Source organism: Pseudodesulfovibrio sp. S3 (genome assembly GCF_004025585.1).
In the GTDB taxonomy this organism is placed as follows: Bacteria; Desulfobacterota; Desulfovibrionia; order Desulfovibrionales; family Desulfovibrionaceae; genus Pseudodesulfovibrio.
Window position 1 is genome coordinate 38,884 of record NZ_QTZO01000003.1, and the last position, 15,839, is coordinate 54,722.

The following is a 15,839-nucleotide window of genomic DNA, read 5'->3' on the forward strand; positions in this document are numbered from 1 at the left end:
AAACAGTTAAAGAGTGTGTACATGCCTGTACAAAACAATTGTTACCAGGATGTCACATCGTCTAAGATTTTATGTTTCAGATAAAAAAAGGCAGCCCTCATGGGCTGCCTTATGGAGTATCTATAAGAACCGGCCGTTAGCGGTAATAGAGATTCCGACCGCCGATAGTGAGAAAAGCCTGATGCAGGTTCTTGCGGATGTCCTTGCGGCTCCACACTCCCTGAATATGGCCTCGGGACAGGGCCTTGAAGGAGTTGTGGTAGTTCGGAGGTATCTCGATGCCGGTGGTTTCCTTGATGACACCCGGACCGGCAAAGCCGAGTCTGGATGAACGCACGGCGTACTGATAGGGGGAGCAGCCGAGGAAGGAGGCAACGGGACCGGCATAAGAGTTGGTGTCGTACAGAACGATGTAGAGACCGCCTTCCTCGATGTATTTGCGCACGGCCAAGGTGACTCTGGGCATCTGGATGAGGCCGTTGACGCCCTCCTGAATGCGGATGCCGGCAGTGCCATGGATATAGGCCAGAAACGGCTGGTGCTTTGTCTGAGCCAGTTCCAGGGCGCGAATGAATTTTTCGCCTTCGGCCGCGCCCACTGAACCTCCACGAAAATTGGCCACCAGCGTGGCGCAGGTGACGCGCAATCCTTCCAGGCTGGCGTTGAAGGTCAGGCAACTGGATTGCAGGCCGGTTTTCTTTTTTGCGGCCTGAATGCGCTCGTCGAAATTAGGGAATTTCGTTGGATTGCCGGAAGCTATGTCCCGATTGAATTCACGGATGGAATTCTGATCAAAGACATTGTGGAGATACCATTGGTATTCCATGGGAAAGTTGTATCCGCAATTGGGACAAACCCCGGCGAAATCCGTGAACAGGTCGCGTGCCCATATATCCAGGCAGCCGCGCTTGCTGGCATGAGGGCAGGTTACCTCCCGGTCAATGAATGCTTGGGGGCTTGTATAAACACTGTCCGTGAGCGTAGGGGGGGCGATTGGTTCGGCTTGGGAAAGACCTGTCAGTTCCATTTCCTTTTGCTTGTCACCCTGAGGCCGTATGCCGATCTTTCTGAGGAAGGACCGGAAAAAGGCATCGATTTTGGCAGTGATGACATGGACTTCATCGGCCATTTCTTCTGCCAACCGCTCAATCCGCTGCTTGAACGGTTTGAGCAGGCCGTAAAGGATCAAGCTCGCGCTGTTTGAGACGATGCCGGAACTGGTTGCACTGAGTTTGTCCAGCAACGACCGGTTGTCCTGATATGCATGTTGCGCCATCTTGCGGTATTTCTTGAACCGCTTGGCGATCAATCGTTCACGGGCTTTTTCGTTGAGGGACCACCGGACGATGATGTCGGTGTTTTTCTTGAAATGGCGCATAGCCACGGCACGGAACAAACGGACTCCGCGCACACCAAGGGAGACTTCGTCCGTGGCTCGTATGACCTGTTCCCGGACGCGTTTATAAAAATCGAAATGCTCGGCACGTGCACCAAGGGGTGGTTCCTCGATGATTTCATCGATATACCCATTGGCCAGGTTGTCCTGAGCAGTGATGCGCTGGGAAATGGCACAGGATTCGATCAGTTCGACAGGGGCGCGTTCAGAACCCCGGATGCGGCCTTCGATGGCAGCGGCCCCTTCGGGAGAAATGACTGAATAATAGCCATGGGACAGCATGAGGCGCTTGTCGGCCATGCCGATGGCCTCGGCTCCACCCGAGCCGCCTTCGGAGAAGATTGCGATGATAGGAACCGTCAATCCGGCCATTTCATAGATGTTTTCCGCAATCTGCTGGGCAGCACCGGGGAAATCTTCGACCGGATAGGAGCCGGGCGTGTTCACATAGGCATGGATGGGGATCTGCTCAAGGGCAGCAACTTTCATGTATTTCAGCGCCTTGCTGTTTCCCCAGGGCTTGATGGAACCGCCGTTGCGGAACTCTTCGCCGTGGCCCTTTTCCTGGCCGACCACCATGACCGGTTGGTTGATGATCTTTTTGCCTCGGCGACGGGTGATGTAGGCCCTGGCAATGAGCATCCCGGGATCGATGGAGTGTTCGTCCTGACCGCCGATCTCGGTATAGTTGTCGTAGACGTTTTCCAGAATGTCCTTGAGGCTGGCCCGTTGCGGGTGGCGAACAATGCGGACTTTGTCCATGGCGGTGAGCTGTGCGTCTATGGCCGCTTCCATGGTTGTCAATCTGTGGTTGAGAGATTCTAGGGCTCGAATGGCCAGATCTTCTGAAAGATCTGCATTCATTTCCTGGAATTCATTGATTTCCTTGGCGAAAGCGTCCAGTTCGGGACGGGACTTGTTGCCCAGGATTTCGCGGGCGTAATTCACCCGCGCCAGAAGTGTCTGCAATGTTTTTTCGATATTCATATGCTTAAAATTCGAGCAGATTTTCAGTTTTTGCGATGAGGAAGGGGATGTTGGACTTCATGTCTGATCCGCTGGAGTCGACGCCGTTGAGAGTGAGATCCCTGAGGAATTCCAGGCCGCGTTGTTTGGCCTCTTCAAGGTTCTTTCCCCAAATGATGGCCAAAGCCAGGTTGGGGTCGTATTCAGTGGGAATCTGGTACGTTCGATCCAGCGGGACATGGGTGTGCAGGGTCAGCCAGTCGCGGCCAGGCCAGCCGAGTTCCTGGATTTTCCCAACCCAGGGGGCAAAACCGTTTGTCGTGTCCTCGGCTATGAGACGGTATTCGATGCTGACACCGTCGAAGGAGACATCGCTTTGCGTGTAGCCGAGCGGCTCTCCGAGGCCGATGCGGATCTGTTCCCGAACGAGGTTGACATTCCTGTCGCCTTTTACCGAGGCGATACAGGCTGAAACACCGTTTTCAACTTGGATTCTGGTGTTGACTTCCATCAGGTAAGGATCGCCGTTGGGAGCCACGATCCATTCCCAGGTGCCGACATTGTCGTACTTGATCTCCTTGGCTATGGACAGGGAGTATTCGGTGATGTCGTCGATCAGTTTCTGTGCGTCAAAGGCGTAGGATAAGCCGTCCGGCCAGAATCCGGGGGCCACTTCGATTCGTTTTTGCAGGCCGGGACTCTGCACAGAGCAGTTCCGGGTGCCGAAGTGGACCGGATTGGTTCCCGACCGGTCAGAAGCGATCTGGACTTCCAGGTGGTTGAAATCGAACATGCGCTGTTCAATGAGGACGCCTTCGTCATTGAAGGTCCGCAGTGAATAGTTTCGAATGCGGCGATAGGTCTGCCTGAAACGGGCCATGTCCTCGCATTCGTCGATGCCCATTCCGCCGCCGCCAGCGGAAGCCTTGACCAGGACAACGGGTTTTTTGACTCCCATCTTTGCCTGGAATTCGAACAGGCTTTCGGCAATGGCTTCGGCTTCCAATTCATCATATATAGCCCGGTCGGAACCGGGAACGGTCGGAACCCCGAGTGATCTGGCAATTCGTTTTGTGTTGATCTTGTCGCCAAGGTCGCGGATGACTTCCCAGGATGGACCGATGAAGGTCATGGGTCTGTCCCTCTGAACTACTCGTCTCGCAAAACGATAGTTCTCGGAAAAGAAGCCGTATCCGGGGTGAATGGCAGTGGCGCCGGCCTCGTCCGCCACGGACAGGATGTCGCCGGCGTCAAGGTAATTGTGGATCCGGTAAAGAGACTGCTCGCCTCCGAGTCTGCGAGCGACGTCTAGGTGACCGGACTGGGAATCTTCATCGGTATAGAGTGCGACAAAAGACAGTCCCAGATCGGAGCAGGCTTCCATGATCCTAACGGCAATTTCGCCTCTGTTGGCTATCAGTATTTTGTTTCCGTCTATGTTCACTATTGGATTATCTCGTTTACAGGTGTGTTTTGGAGGTGCCTTAAATAGCGCTTCTTCACGTATCTTGCAAATTTTTTAAAAAGTCACTTTTACAATTTTTACACAGTGTTAGTCTGAAACGAGTGTTTGAATTTATTCTGATGGATTATTTACTAAAAAATGTGTAAAAAATTTGTCCGCCAGGTTTTGACTGTTCGCAATTGTCATTATTGTCAATGCAAATTGATTTGGATGAAGAGGAGCTTTGCATGAATTACGTTATTGTGGGAAATGGCGTTTCGGCCATAGGAGCCATTGAAGGCATTCGCCAACACGACAAGAACGGAAACATCATGGTAATCAGCGATGAAGCTGTGCCGACCTACGGCCGTCCGCTTATTTCCTACTATCTGTCGGACAAGATCAAATTCGATACGCTTCCGTTTCGTCCCAAGGAATTCTACGAGAAAAACAAGGTTGAAATACGCTTGGGTTCCAGGGTGTTGTCCATTGACACCAAGGCGAAAATCCTGACTCTGGATTGTGGCGACACCGTGAGTTACGACAGGTTGCTTCTGGCCACAGGAGGAACCCCGGTCAAGCCCAACCTGGCAGGCATCGACGGACCCGGCGTGCATAATTTCACCACCGTGGCTCATGCGGAAATCCTCAAGGAGTTGGTGGATAAAGTCAAGAAGGTAGTGGTCATCGGCGCGGGGCTTATCGCGCTCAAAGCCGCTGAAGGGTTTGCCGAAAAAGGCGTGGACACCACTATCGTGGTTCGCTCGCGTATCATGCGTACCTATTTCGATGAAACAGCCGGAGAACTGATTGTCAATCATCTGGAAAAGAACGGCATCAGGTTTCTTCAGGGCACCGCCACCAAGCAGATAGTCCGTTACGAGGACGGCACCATCAAAGGTGTGGAAACGGATAAAGGCATGGTGGCTGCTGATGTTGTCATTGTGGCCGCCGGCGTTCGCCCCAACATGGGACTGGCTGCACAGGCAGGCCTGGTCACCGAACAGGGCATTCGTGTGAACGACTACATGGTCACCAGTGATAACGATATCTTTGCCGCAGGCGATGTGGCCGAAGCCAAGGACCTGCTCACCGGAGAATATACCGTTCGTCCCATCTGGCCCAATGCCTATACCCAAGGCCGTTATGCCGGGCTAAACATGGCCGGTGCGAACACCCCCTATACGGGTGGCATGTCCATGAACTCCATTACATATTACGGATTGCCGACCATCTCCGTGGGCGAGACCAATCTGGCCGATGACGACGAATACGAAACCGCCGTCCATCTTGATCGGGAGAATTCAGTATACCGGAAACTCATTTTCAAGGACAATGTGCTGGCCGGGTGCATCCTCATCGGCGATATTGATGTGGCAGGCTTTTATACAAGCTTCATCAAGAACGGTTTTGAATTGGACGCCAAGGCCAAGGAACAGCTCATGGAGGGAGATCCTTCCCCTGCCTTGTGGCCGGACAGCTTCATCGAAGCCATGATGAACAATCCTTGAATCGTATTTCCGCAGTATGTCGAGAGAAGAGCCGCATTGTTGCGGCTCTTTTTTTTATTTTGTTTTGTGAGTGAATACACAGTCCCATCCACACTCGGGCGGATTGTCTTTCAGGAGTTCGCACCGTTCGATGTAGAGATCATAGAGGAGCGGTTCAACGTCGGCTTCCTTGAGTTCCGTGAACAGTTTTTTGGCTTCCTTGAAGTCCATTTCCGTGTAGGTGTCATGGGCTTTTTCGTACAGCGCAAGTTCATCCTTGCGCGATTCCGCTTCTTCAAGGGTATAGGCTGTGTAAATTTTCACCGGTTGTTCTTTGCCCTTGACCCGGACGTTGTCCAGGATGCGGAAATAGTATTTGTCGCCGCAGGCGTCTACGATGTTTTGACTCACGATCAGTTTCTGACCGTAATATTTGGTCAGACTCTCCAGACGGGAAGCGAGATTCACGTTGTCGCCGATCAGGGTGTAGTCGAAGAGGTCGGCCGATCCCATGTTGCCGACGCGAACGGAACCGGAGTGAATGCCGATTCCCACGGCAATGGTGAAGCCGTATTTTTCGAGGAATTCCACATTGAGTTCCTTGAGCTTCTCCTGCTGGGCAAGGGCGGCCTGAAGTGATTTCTCCTGGTGGTCTTCAACGTCAAGTGGAGCGTTCCAGAAGGCCATGACCGCATCGCCGATGAATTTGTCCAGAGTGCCTTCATGCTCGGTGATGATTCGCGTCATGGGCGTCAAATAGTCGTGGAGCAGGTCGGTAACCTGTGTCGGTGTCAGTTTTTCGGACAAGGAGGTGAAGCTGCGTACGTCCGAGAACTGAATGGTGATATCCTTTTCCTGGCCTTCCAGGGAAAGAGCGTCAGGGTTTTCCATGATCTGAGAGATGACGGACGGGGCCAGGTAATGGGCGAATGCACCGTGGATGAACCGTTTTGCAATTTCCTCGCGCCAGAATTTGATGATGGTCAGGGTGGTGAATGTCAAAGCCAGCGTGAGGTAGGCGTACATAGGCGAAATGAAATAGTTCTGTTCTTCGAAGAGCAGGACCGAGCCGTGCCACATGACATATCCACACCCGATCAGGGGGAGAATGATCCAGGAGGCCCTGGCCCACATTATCAGGAACGTGGTGAGAATTCCGCAGATCAGCATGGAAACGAATTCAAAGCCCGGGGCCCAGTCCGGGACAGAGAGCAGTTGCTGTGATAAAATGTTGTCGATTATGGTGGCGTGGGCTTCCACTCCAGGGAAGCCCGGATCGAGCGGAGTGGCTCGGATATCCTTCAGACCCGAGGCAGACGTGCCGATGATGGCGATGCGCCCATCGAGATGGCCGGCTGGGAGTTTTCGGCGCAGGACGTCGGAAGCACTGATGTACTCAAAGGTCTTCATTCCGCCCCTGTAGTTGATGAGCATCTGACCGTTGGCATCCGTGGGAATGACGACGCCGTTAAATTTGAGTGACTCCACGCCGATGGAAGACATCTTGAGGACCATGTTGCTCATGCCTGATGCCTGCATCAGTGTGGCAAGGGCAAGATTTGGATATATTTGATTATTGTAGCTGTAGAGCAGCGGGACTCTGCGGTATACGGAATCCAGGTCCGGCGAGATGGTGATGAAACCGGTTTGCGGTGCCGCCTTGGACAGGATCGGAATGGGGCAAATCATCTGGTCGGCTTTGGGAAGAGCGTCATGGGGTGACATGGCGCCTGGGGGAGAGAGAATGGCTACCTTGGCCGGTTTTATGAAACTGGCATCTCGCTCGATGGCGGTTGTATGTCCTTTCCTGTTATTGAGGAAGTCGATGCCGAGAACATACGGGCCGTCCTTGAGGTTGAAGGCCAGGAGCTTGTCATAGTCCATCAAGTCGTTGGGCAGTCCCTGAAAGCCGATATCGATCTGAAGCTCATTTTTCAGATCCTTTACCATTATATTGGGTGACGTTCTGTCCGGTTCGACAAAGATGATATCCGAAGCCACGGCTATGGCACCGTAAGCGGTGAGAAATTTGAGAAGCATGGCGACCCGGTATCGCGGCCAGGGCCATTGCCCCAGTTCGGCCAAGCTCTTTTCGTCGAGATCGATGATCACCGGGATTTGTGTGGCTGCCGGATGATGGTATTCTTTCAGGTAGTGGTCGTAAATTTTCAATTCCAATAAATAAAGGAATTGAGGTTTGCTGATGAAGAAAAAGATCATGATCAGGGTGACCGAGACGCCGGTGCCAAGGAGTATCAACTGATCTTTCTTGAATATTTTTTTTAGCAGTTCAAACATATGTCTGTGTTGGAAAGAGGTTGTATGACCCTCCATTTATTACAGATGATAGATAGAATATAAAGAGAAACTCACATTGCACCGGATAATTTTCAGATCCTTTCCCCTTGAAAACTCACCGAGAGATTGCAACTATATTGATTTGCAGTAGTTTTTATTAAAACCCAGACAGGAGGGGCGTAAGGACGCGGCAGCTTGTTCCCGTGGTTTGCCCCATGATGTTACAGCGGGCCGTCAGATGTTCTTGAAAATCATCATCAGGCCCAGCAAAAATACGAGGATGAATGCGAGTTTCCGGTATCCATGGTCTGAGATGTGCTTGTAGGCTAGGGTGCCAAGATAAATGCCCGCAACAAGCGCCGGAAGCGACATGGAGTAAAGACGCAGGACTTCATGTGTGATCATCCCGGAAATGGCGTGTGATGCGATGATGATGAGACCCGAAATGGCGAAGTAGCAGGCCAGTGTCGCTTTGACCTGATCTTTGGACCAGGGTTGCAAGGCTGTGTAAATAATGACCGGCGGCCCTCCTGCGCCGATGCTTCCTCCAAGAAAACCGGACAAGAGACCGGCAAGGACTGTGAAGATGGGCTTGAGTTGTCGGGATTTTGGTTTATATAAGAGTTGGTGGCTTGTGAACAGGATCATCAGGATGCCGAGTCCTATGGACAGTGTTTGGGTTGAAACATGCTTGAGCACGTAAACTCCCAAGGGAATGCCGGGCAGGGTGGCCAGCATCAGGGTGAAGATGCTTTTCAGATGGATGCTGTCGCGCAGGCGTATGCTCAGGTACAGGCTGATGAGAACAGCCAGCAGCACCATGAGCGGTACGCAGGTCTTGATGTTCAGAAAAAGTCCTAGAAGCGGCAGGGCGATGAGTCCGAAGCCAAATCCGGTCAGTCCCTGGAGAAATGCGGCGACTAGTACTATTGAAATAATGGCGACTAATTCAAGCATTGCCGTGGAGTACTGTATTTATCCCAGTATCTCAATGAAGAATCCATGTCGGAAAATAAAGATGGAAAAACAGTTGCAACTAAAATGGCTCACAGGTTATAGATAAAAACGAATTGGCGTTTTTTTTAACAAATTGCAGTATCTCAGGAGGTTGAGCTTATGAGTATTGTCATTGATCCGGATGAATGCATCGGCTGTGAATCATGCGTCGAAATATGCCCGGATGTTTTTGAAATGGATGCAGACGGGGAGAAGGCTGTGGTTATTGCTCCTGACTCGGATGCTGCTTGTGTTGACGAAGCTATTGAAACCTGCCCCAACGAGGCGATTTCCAAATAGGCAGTGCATGGCATGAACAAAAAAAAGACCGCACCAGGGTGCGGTCTTTTTTTTGTCGTCGATCAGTTCTTTTTCTCAAAAAAGGTACGCAACTTTTCGATGCGCTCGCGGTTACTGTCAAAATCGAAAGTATCGCCACGGGACATGGAAAGAACGTGAATCACTCCCGCCTGTTCATCATAGAAAAATTCGGCGTCGTCCATGGTTCTCAGGATGGTGCTTTTGAATTCGGCCCGCAAGTAGTTGCCGTCGGCCTCAAGGACCTTGCCGCCAAAAATGGACTCCACTGAGTTGGCGAGGTCCACCATGACTATCTCGGGGCTGCCCGTGGCCTTGATCGGATCGATTTTATACTTCACGTCATCGGTTTGGGAGGAGACGCAATCGTCCACAGTACAGGCTGCAAAACGGCCGTCCTTCATTCCCATCACAGGGATTTTGGTGGAACAACCGGAAAGGGAAGTCAGGACAACAATGATGCATAAGGAGTAAAGTATCTGTTTCATGGTGCTCAATCTATTGTAAAACGTTGTAAAAAAGCAACCCCTCTCCATGGTTTTCGACGAACTGTCACCTGGATCGGGTGGCCATGGCCACGCCTGAAAAAATGAGGACAAAGCCAGCCGCATGAGCCCATGTGATGGGCTGTCCCAGCAGGAAGTAGGCGCCTATGCCGCTGAAAACCGGAATGAAATACTGAAACAGGGCGGACGTGCCGGGACCGATGAGCATGATGGCGGAGTTCCAGAGGATGAAGGCTATAAGGGATGCCCCGATTCCGATGTAGAGCATAACCCCGACAATGGCCGGGGTCACGGACCAGGCCGGATAAAAATGTTGTTCGATCAAAGCGGCCGGTATGAGCGGAATGACTCCCAGGAAGAAAATGGCGCCAAGATAGGATTTTCGGCTGATCGTATCGGGCTTTCGCTTGACCAGAATCGAATATATGGCCCAGAGGAATCCGGCAAAAAGCATCCAGAGATCGCCTGCACGGAAAGTCAAGCCGAGCAGGACATCCATGTTGCCTCTAGTTGCGATTATCATCATGCCGCAGATGGCCACCAATAGGCCGACCGTGCGAAGCGGGGAAATCGTTTCCTTGAGAAAGATACGGGCGAGGATGACAACAAAGACTGGCGTGATCGATGCCAGCAGGGCCAGATTCACCGTGTCCGTTGTCCAGGCGCTGATGTAAACCAGCGTATTGAACACTGTGACGCCCGTGAAGGCAGCGGCAAGCAGGGAGTACTTGTGTTCGAGCAGGGCGGCCATGTCCCGACGCATGGATTTTGCCGCAAAAGGAAACAAAAACAAGCTCGCCGTAGTCCAGCGCAATGCGGCCAGAGTGATCGGTGGCACGATGCCCACAAACCCGCTGGCAATGATGAAGTTGCCGGACCAGATGGTCACCGCCAGGAGGGCGTAAAGTAAGCCTAATGGCCTGTTACTGAGCATGGGCGTTGATAAAACAGCGAATAGGTATTGGCAACGGCTTTCTTGTTGACGGAAATGGCTTTGTCAGATTGGCCATTGGAATCGGTCCATGAGGATCGATCCGCATGATCAAACTCAATTCCTTCTGCCAGGAGCAGCGATTTTTGCAGATCGTATCCCTGGAGTTGTCCCAGGGATATTTTCCCTTCCCTGTTGACAACCCTATGCCATGGAAGCTCTTCCTTGCGCGAGCAGGAGTGCAGGATGCGTGCAACCTGGCGTGCTGCGCGACGATTGCCGGCCATGGTTGCAATAGTGCCATAAGTCGTTACTTTGCCCCTGGGTATGGAACGGATGGCATGGATGACTTTTTGCGTGAAAGGAGAGGAGTCCATGACGGTTTGATAATCCGGTTGACGTCGGGAGGCAATGGCGTTTTGCTTTGTCTTTGCAGTTCAATCTGCTTCATGGGCAAGAATTGTAGTAATACATGACTATGTATCTGTTGAAAATGAGTGAGTAGCTTAATAGAGTTGGCGGGGTGCTATTCCCGTTTGTGTACTGACAAACGTGTGCTGGATGAGACTTGTTTCCTCATCCATATGCACCGATACTGTATGTGAATTTAAGAGTACATGGAGTTTGCATGGAAGATATCTTCAATAATCCTTTTGGAATCAAAGTGTTGTCAAGTCTGATCCTGGCAATTGTCATAACCGTGTTTGCAAAGATCGCCATTTCGATTTCACAGAAGAACAAAGAACGGATCTCTGAATCCCAGTATGTCATCAAATACACGGCTGTTTTTTTCTTTGGCATTGCCATGGTCGTCATATGGCTGGATGGAATCGGCCCGATGTTGACAGCCCTGACTATCGTTGCAGCCGCATTGACCATCGTAGCCAAGGAAATCATTTTGAATTTTCTGGGTTCTTTCGTGATTTTCTGGCGTGAACTTTTCGCAATTGGCGACAGGGTTCAAGTGGGAGATCATGCCGGTGATGTCATTGACAAAGGGCTTCTGTATTTCACCCTTCTTGAACTAGGACAAGACCAGTCTACAGGTCACAGCACCGGCAGGATGATTAAGATTCCCAATTCCCTTGTCCACACGCTCCCAATAATCAATGCCACTCGTGGTGCCGGTTTCATATGGAACGAGATGACTTTTTCAGTCACCAGAAAGAGTGATTGGGAAAAGGGAAAGATTCTTTTACTGGAAGTGGCCAACGAATACTCGAGAGCAAATTCCATTGATCTTGAAAAAGTGAAGAGAACATTCGAAAAAAACAAGATCTACTTTAACACGCTGACTCCAAAGGTCTATATTTCCGTAGGAATGTTCGGCGTCAAGCTTACACTGAGATACATTTGCCGTGCGCGTCTGATTCGTGAAAGTGAGGAATTCATCACAACCCGTTTCCTGCATAAGCTTGAACCTGGCCTTATTGAACTGACCGAGGAACAGTAGAAATAATCACGACCTCGGTGTCGCGATGTGCCACTTGTCGCCGACCAAGACGCGGTATTGGCCGGTTGCCTGTTGTGTTCCCACAACTCAACGGGGAAGAATAAGTTCTTCATATCTGGGGGGGGCACAATACCCATTTCGAATAAACACAAAAAGCCCTGAGTAGAAATACTCAGGGCTTTTCAATTCGTGGCGGAGAGGGTGGGATTCGAACCCACGTATGGGCTATGAACCCATAACTCGATTTCGAGTCGAGCGCGTTACGGCCGGACTTCGCTACCTCTCCGCTTGCGGCTAGTGCCGATGTGGAAAGGGTTTATAAACAGACTGAGCGCAACTGGCAAGCACCTTTTGGCCCTGGTGTGCTTCTGACTAATGGGCAATAGAATGAAAACGCCTTCCGACAGCGGGCCGGAATGCGTTTTATCTTGCCTTGAAAGTGTTCTTACAGCGGCTTCAGTTGGCTGTGGTCGTGGTCGTGATTGTCGCAATCATGGTGGTCGCAAGTGATGAGATTGTCCTGAAGCTCACCGGCAAGCCATTTGGCGGCAACTTCGTCGATGGGACCGGAGCAGCCCCTGACCACTTCGATGCCCACGCCTTTCAGGATGTTCAGCGCGCCCTGGCCCATGTTGCCGGCGAGCATGACTTTAATGCCCTTTTCGGCCAGGACCGGGGCGATGTCGGATTTGCAGCCGCATCCTTCGGGTGAATCCATCCGTTCCTTGCCGACGATGTTCCTGTCGTCGTCCAGGGTCATGATGGTGTAGTGGTCGCAATGGCCGAAATGGTCGTCGATGTTGCCGTCGCGGGTGGGAATAGCAATTTTCATATCAGAGCTCCTGAGTATGTAAATATTTGTTGAAACGAGAAGGTAAGGCGGTTTGTCCGCTTGTAAAGGGATAGGGCGCTACTTTCTGCGTTCAAGGAAAAAACGCTTGAGCAGACCTCGGCATTCTTCGGCCATAACGCCCTCGACCGTCCACATATGGTGGTTGGTGAAGGGCAGGGAACACCCCTGAAGGTTGGTGACCAACGCTCCGGCCCGTTCATCCCTGGCAGCAAAGACCACTCCTGCGATCCGAGCGTGAATGAGCGCGCCGGTACACATGAGGCAGGGTTCGAGCGTGACCGCCAAGATGCTCCCGGTCAGGCGGTAATTCCCTGTGATCTCGGCCGCTTTGCGTAGGCATAAGATCTCGGCATGTCCGGTGGGATCGTTCAGGGCGATGGGCCGGTTGTGGGCCGAAGCCATAAGCGATCCGTCCGGGGCAAACAAGGCTGCCCCTATGGGTGCCTCGTCTGTCCTGGCCGCCTTGCACGCCTCTTCAAAGGCCACATCCATGAGGGAGCGCCAACTGGTTCCGGCAGGCGGTTTCGGAGGAGTTGGGGCAGCCATGGATACGGGGCTATTGGGCCTTCAGATAGCGCACCCCGGCTTCGAGCATGGTCAGGCCGAGCGGGATGTTCGGATCGGTGCCGCGAGTCCAGGACGGATGATTGGTGCGATGATTGTAGGCCTCTGGGTGGGGCATGAGGCCCAGGATGCGGCCCGAGGGATCGGTCAATCCGGCGATGCCCAGAGGAGAACCGTTGGGATTGTAAGGATATTCCAAGGTCGGCTCATTGGACTTTGGATCGACGTATTGGACCGCGATCAGGTTGTCGTCCTGAAGTGCCTGAAATGTGGCGGCATCCATGGGAATTATCTTGCCTTCGCCGTGCCGGATGGGAACATCCAGGCAATCGATGCCCTTGGTGAACACGCAGGGAGAGGCCGGGTTTGTTTTCAGGCGGACCCAGCGGTCTTCGAACCGGCCGGAGTCATTGTAGGATAAGGAGACCTGGCGTTCAAAATATTTGCCGCCGATGGCAGGGAGCAGGCCGAGTTTGCATAGCAGTTGAAAGCCGTTGCAGATACCCAGGATGATGCCGCCTTTGTCGAAGAATCCCTTGAGCTGGTCGAGCACGGGTTTGCCGTCAGCATCGTTGGACCAGCGCCAACGGAGCGCGGCTGCCTGGGCTGCTCCGAGATCGTCGCCGTCAAGAAAACCGCCTGGACAGAGCAGATAGTTATAGTCGTCCATGCGTACATGGCCTGCTGCAAGATCGGAAAAATATATGATATCGGCGTGATCCGCACCTGCCTGCTCAAGGGCGTAAGCTGATTCCTTTTCGCAGTTGGTGCCGTATCCGGTGATGACAAGGGCGTTGACGCGGGCCATGAAATTCTCCTCTTCGTATTGACTTTGTCGCATTACCCTGCAAAATTTGCTGAGCAGCGCGTGCTGGGCAGGAACATACGTGCCCGACGCATGACAGTCAACATGGCCGACAGATGATGTCGATCATGATATCGTATTGTAATTTAAGTATAACTAAGGGGCTTTCGAGCATATGAAAACCAAATTCATATTTATTACCGGTGGTGTTCTCTCTTCTCTGGGCAAAGGCCTGGCCGCGGCATCCATCGGGGCACTTCTCCAGGCCCGCGGCCTCAAGGCGACCATTCAGAAGCTTGATCCCTATATAAATGTCGACCCCGGCACCATGAATCCCTTTCAGCACGGTGAAGTGTATGTCACCAACGACGGTGCTGAAACCGATCTCGACCTGGGGCACTATGAACGGTATCTCGGCACTGCGTTGAGCCAGCAAAACAACTACACCTCCGGCTCCATCTACAACTCGGTTATTCAAAAAGAACGCCGTGGCGATTACCTGGGCGGTACGGTGCAGGTAATCCCGCATATCACGGACGCCATCAAGGAAGCGGTCATCAATCTGCCCAACGGCGAGGATGTGGCCCTGATCGAAATCGGCGGCACCGTTGGTGACATCGAAGGCCAGCCCTTCCTGGAAGCCATTCGTCAGCTCAAGAACGACCTGGGCAAGGAGAACGTCCTGTTCATCCACCTGACCCTGGTTCCCTACATCAAAGCCGCAGGCGAATTGAAGACCAAGCCCACCCAGCACTCGGTCAAGGAGCTTCGCAGTGTGGGCATTCAGCCCGACATCATTATTGCCCGTTCCGAGGTGGAACTGCCGAATGATCTCAAACAGAAGATCGCGCTCTTCTGCGATGTTGACCAGGATGCCGTTTTTACCGGTGTGGATGTCGAATCCATTTACGAAGTTCCCCTGAAATTTTATGAGGAAGGCGTCGACCAGAAGATCGCCATTCTCCTGAAACTGCCCGCTAAGAACGCCGAACTCGAACCCTGGGAAAAGCTCAATTACAGGCTCAAGAACCCCAAAGGGTCCGTCAAAATCGGTGTTATCGGCAAATATGTTGATCTGACCGAGGCTTACAAGAGTCTTCACGAAGCGTTGGTGCACGGTGGCGTGGCCAATGAAGTCAAGGTCGAGCTTGAATACGTGAATTCCGAGAAAGTGACTCCGGCCAACGTGGAGAAGAAGCTCAAGAGCCTGGACGGTATCCTTGTTCCCGGAGGATTCGGTTCCCGCGGTGTCGAGGGTAAGATTCTGGCCATCAAGTATGCCCGCGAAAACAAGGTGCCGTTCTTCGGCATCTGCCTTGGCATGCAGTGCGCCTGCATCGAATTTGCCCGCAATGTGATCGGCCTGGAGGGTGCCAATTCCGAGGAATTCGACAAGACCACTCCCCACAACATCATATATCTGATGAAAGAATGGTTCGACTTCCGCACCAAGAAGACGGAAACCCGCTGTGAGGAATCAGAAAAGGGCGGCACCATGCGTCTTGGAGCTTATCCGTGTAAGCTCAAGAAAGATTCCATCGCCTACGCTGCCTATAAGGCCGTGAACATTGATGAGCGCCATCGCCATCGCTTTGAATACAACAACGAGTATATTGCACAATTCGAGGAAAACGGCATGATTCTGTCCGGCACCGCTCCCGACGACTCTCTTGTCGAGATTGTGGAATTGCCGCATCAGGTTCATCCCTGGTTTCTGGGATGTCAGTTCCATCCGGAGTTCAAGTCCAATCCCATGAACCCGCATCCGCTGTTCAGGGACTTTATCAAGGCTGCCAAGGACGAAAAGGGCAAGAAGTAG

14 protein-coding genes and 1 tRNA gene are annotated in these 15,839 nt (G+C 52.3%); 4 read left to right on the forward strand and 11 right to left on the reverse strand.

Annotation, left to right across the window (positions count from 1 at the left end; translation table 11 throughout):
* Positions 1–136: 136 nt before the first annotated feature.
* Entirely contained in the window at positions 137–2,383 is a 2,247-nt protein-coding gene (locus tag DWB63_RS03835) for a carboxyl transferase domain-containing protein (RefSeq protein WP_128327494.1), read from the reverse strand.
* A 4-nt stretch (positions 2,384–2,387) separates the two neighbouring features.
* A complete protein-coding gene (locus tag DWB63_RS03840) occupies positions 2,388–3,806 on the reverse strand; it encodes a biotin carboxylase N-terminal domain-containing protein (RefSeq protein ID WP_128327495.1) in 1,419 nt (472 codons plus the stop codon).
* Between the two features lie 248 nt (positions 3,807–4,054).
* Between DWB63_RS03840 and DWB63_RS03845 the strand changes: the two genes are divergently transcribed.
* Positions 4,055–5,317: an FAD-dependent oxidoreductase gene (locus DWB63_RS03845; RefSeq protein ID WP_128327496.1), complete on the forward strand. Its 1,263-nt coding sequence runs from the start codon at positions 4,055–4,057 to the stop codon at positions 5,315–5,317.
* Positions 5,318–5,371: 54 nt separating this feature from the next.
* Here the strand turns inward: DWB63_RS03845 and DWB63_RS03850 are convergent, their stop codons facing one another.
* Both DWB63_RS03850 and DWB63_RS03855 read right to left on the reverse strand, forming a co-directional pair.
* Positions 5,372–7,594, reverse strand: coding sequence for an adenylate/guanylate cyclase domain-containing protein (locus DWB63_RS03850; protein WP_128327497.1), 2,223 nt, complete (start codon positions 7,592–7,594; stop codon positions 5,372–5,374).
* Between the two features lie 234 nt (positions 7,595–7,828).
* Positions 7,829–8,551, reverse strand: a complete 723-nt coding sequence (locus DWB63_RS03855; protein ID WP_128327498.1) for a sulfite exporter TauE/SafE family protein — start codon at positions 8,549–8,551, stop codon at positions 7,829–7,831.
* A 159-nt stretch (positions 8,552–8,710) separates the two neighbouring features.
* Here DWB63_RS03855 and DWB63_RS03860 point away from each other — a divergent pair, with 159 nt between their 5' ends.
* On the forward strand, positions 8,711–8,890 hold the full coding sequence (locus DWB63_RS03860) for a ferredoxin (RefSeq protein WP_128327499.1): 180 nt from the start codon (positions 8,711–8,713) through the stop codon (positions 8,888–8,890).
* A gap of 62 nt (positions 8,891–8,952) precedes the next feature.
* On the opposite strand, the gene DWB63_RS03865 is transcribed toward DWB63_RS03860, so the two are convergent.
* The 3 genes from DWB63_RS03865 to DWB63_RS03875 form a co-directional block, all read right to left on the reverse strand.
* Positions 8,953–9,396 (reverse strand): DUF1499 domain-containing protein, encoded by a 444-nt coding sequence (locus tag DWB63_RS03865; RefSeq protein ID WP_164879781.1) that lies wholly within the window; start codon positions 9,394–9,396, stop codon positions 8,953–8,955.
* Positions 9,397–9,460: 64 nt separating this feature from the next.
* Entirely contained in the window at positions 9,461–10,348 is an 888-nt protein-coding gene (locus tag DWB63_RS03870) for a DMT family transporter (RefSeq protein ID WP_128327501.1), read from the reverse strand.
* Positions 10,327–10,722: a methylated-DNA--[protein]-cysteine S-methyltransferase gene (locus tag DWB63_RS03875; RefSeq protein ID WP_128327502.1), complete on the reverse strand. Its 396-nt coding sequence runs from the start codon at positions 10,720–10,722 to the stop codon at positions 10,327–10,329. The genes DWB63_RS03870 and DWB63_RS03875 overlap by 22 nt, the downstream gene beginning before the upstream one ends.
* 251 nt (positions 10,723–10,973) lie before the next feature.
* Between DWB63_RS03875 and DWB63_RS03880 the strand changes: the two genes are divergently transcribed.
* Positions 10,974–11,798 carry a mechanosensitive ion channel domain-containing protein gene (locus DWB63_RS03880; RefSeq protein ID WP_128327503.1) on the forward strand — a complete coding sequence of 275 codons (825 nt, stop codon included), beginning with the start codon at positions 10,974–10,976 and terminating at the stop codon, positions 11,796–11,798.
* Between the two features lie 190 nt (positions 11,799–11,988).
* On the opposite strand, the gene DWB63_RS03885 is transcribed toward DWB63_RS03880, so the two are convergent.
* The 4 genes from DWB63_RS03885 to DWB63_RS03900 all read right to left on the reverse strand — a co-directional run bounded on the left by DWB63_RS03885 (position 11,989) and on the right by DWB63_RS03900 (position 14,023).
* Positions 11,989–12,084 (reverse strand) — tRNA-Ser (locus tag DWB63_RS03885).
* A gap of 159 nt (positions 12,085–12,243) precedes the next feature.
* Positions 12,244–12,630, reverse strand: a complete 387-nt coding sequence (locus tag DWB63_RS03890; RefSeq protein WP_128327504.1) for a NifB/NifX family molybdenum-iron cluster-binding protein — start codon at positions 12,628–12,630, stop codon at positions 12,244–12,246.
* Positions 12,631–12,708: 78 nt separating this feature from the next.
* Positions 12,709–13,197, reverse strand: a complete 489-nt coding sequence (locus DWB63_RS03895; protein ID WP_241648607.1) for a nucleoside deaminase — start codon at positions 13,195–13,197, stop codon at positions 12,709–12,711.
* 10 nt (positions 13,198–13,207) lie between these two features.
* Complete coding sequence (locus DWB63_RS03900; RefSeq protein WP_128327505.1) at positions 13,208–14,023, reverse strand: phosphoribosylformylglycinamidine synthase subunit PurQ; 816 nt, start codon at positions 14,021–14,023, stop codon at positions 13,208–13,210.
* Positions 14,024–14,195: 172 nt separating this feature from the next.
* On the opposite strand from DWB63_RS03900, the gene DWB63_RS03905 reads away from it, so the two are divergent.
* Positions 14,196–15,839, forward strand: coding sequence for a CTP synthase (locus tag DWB63_RS03905; protein ID WP_128327506.1), 1,644 nt, complete (start codon positions 14,196–14,198; stop codon positions 15,837–15,839).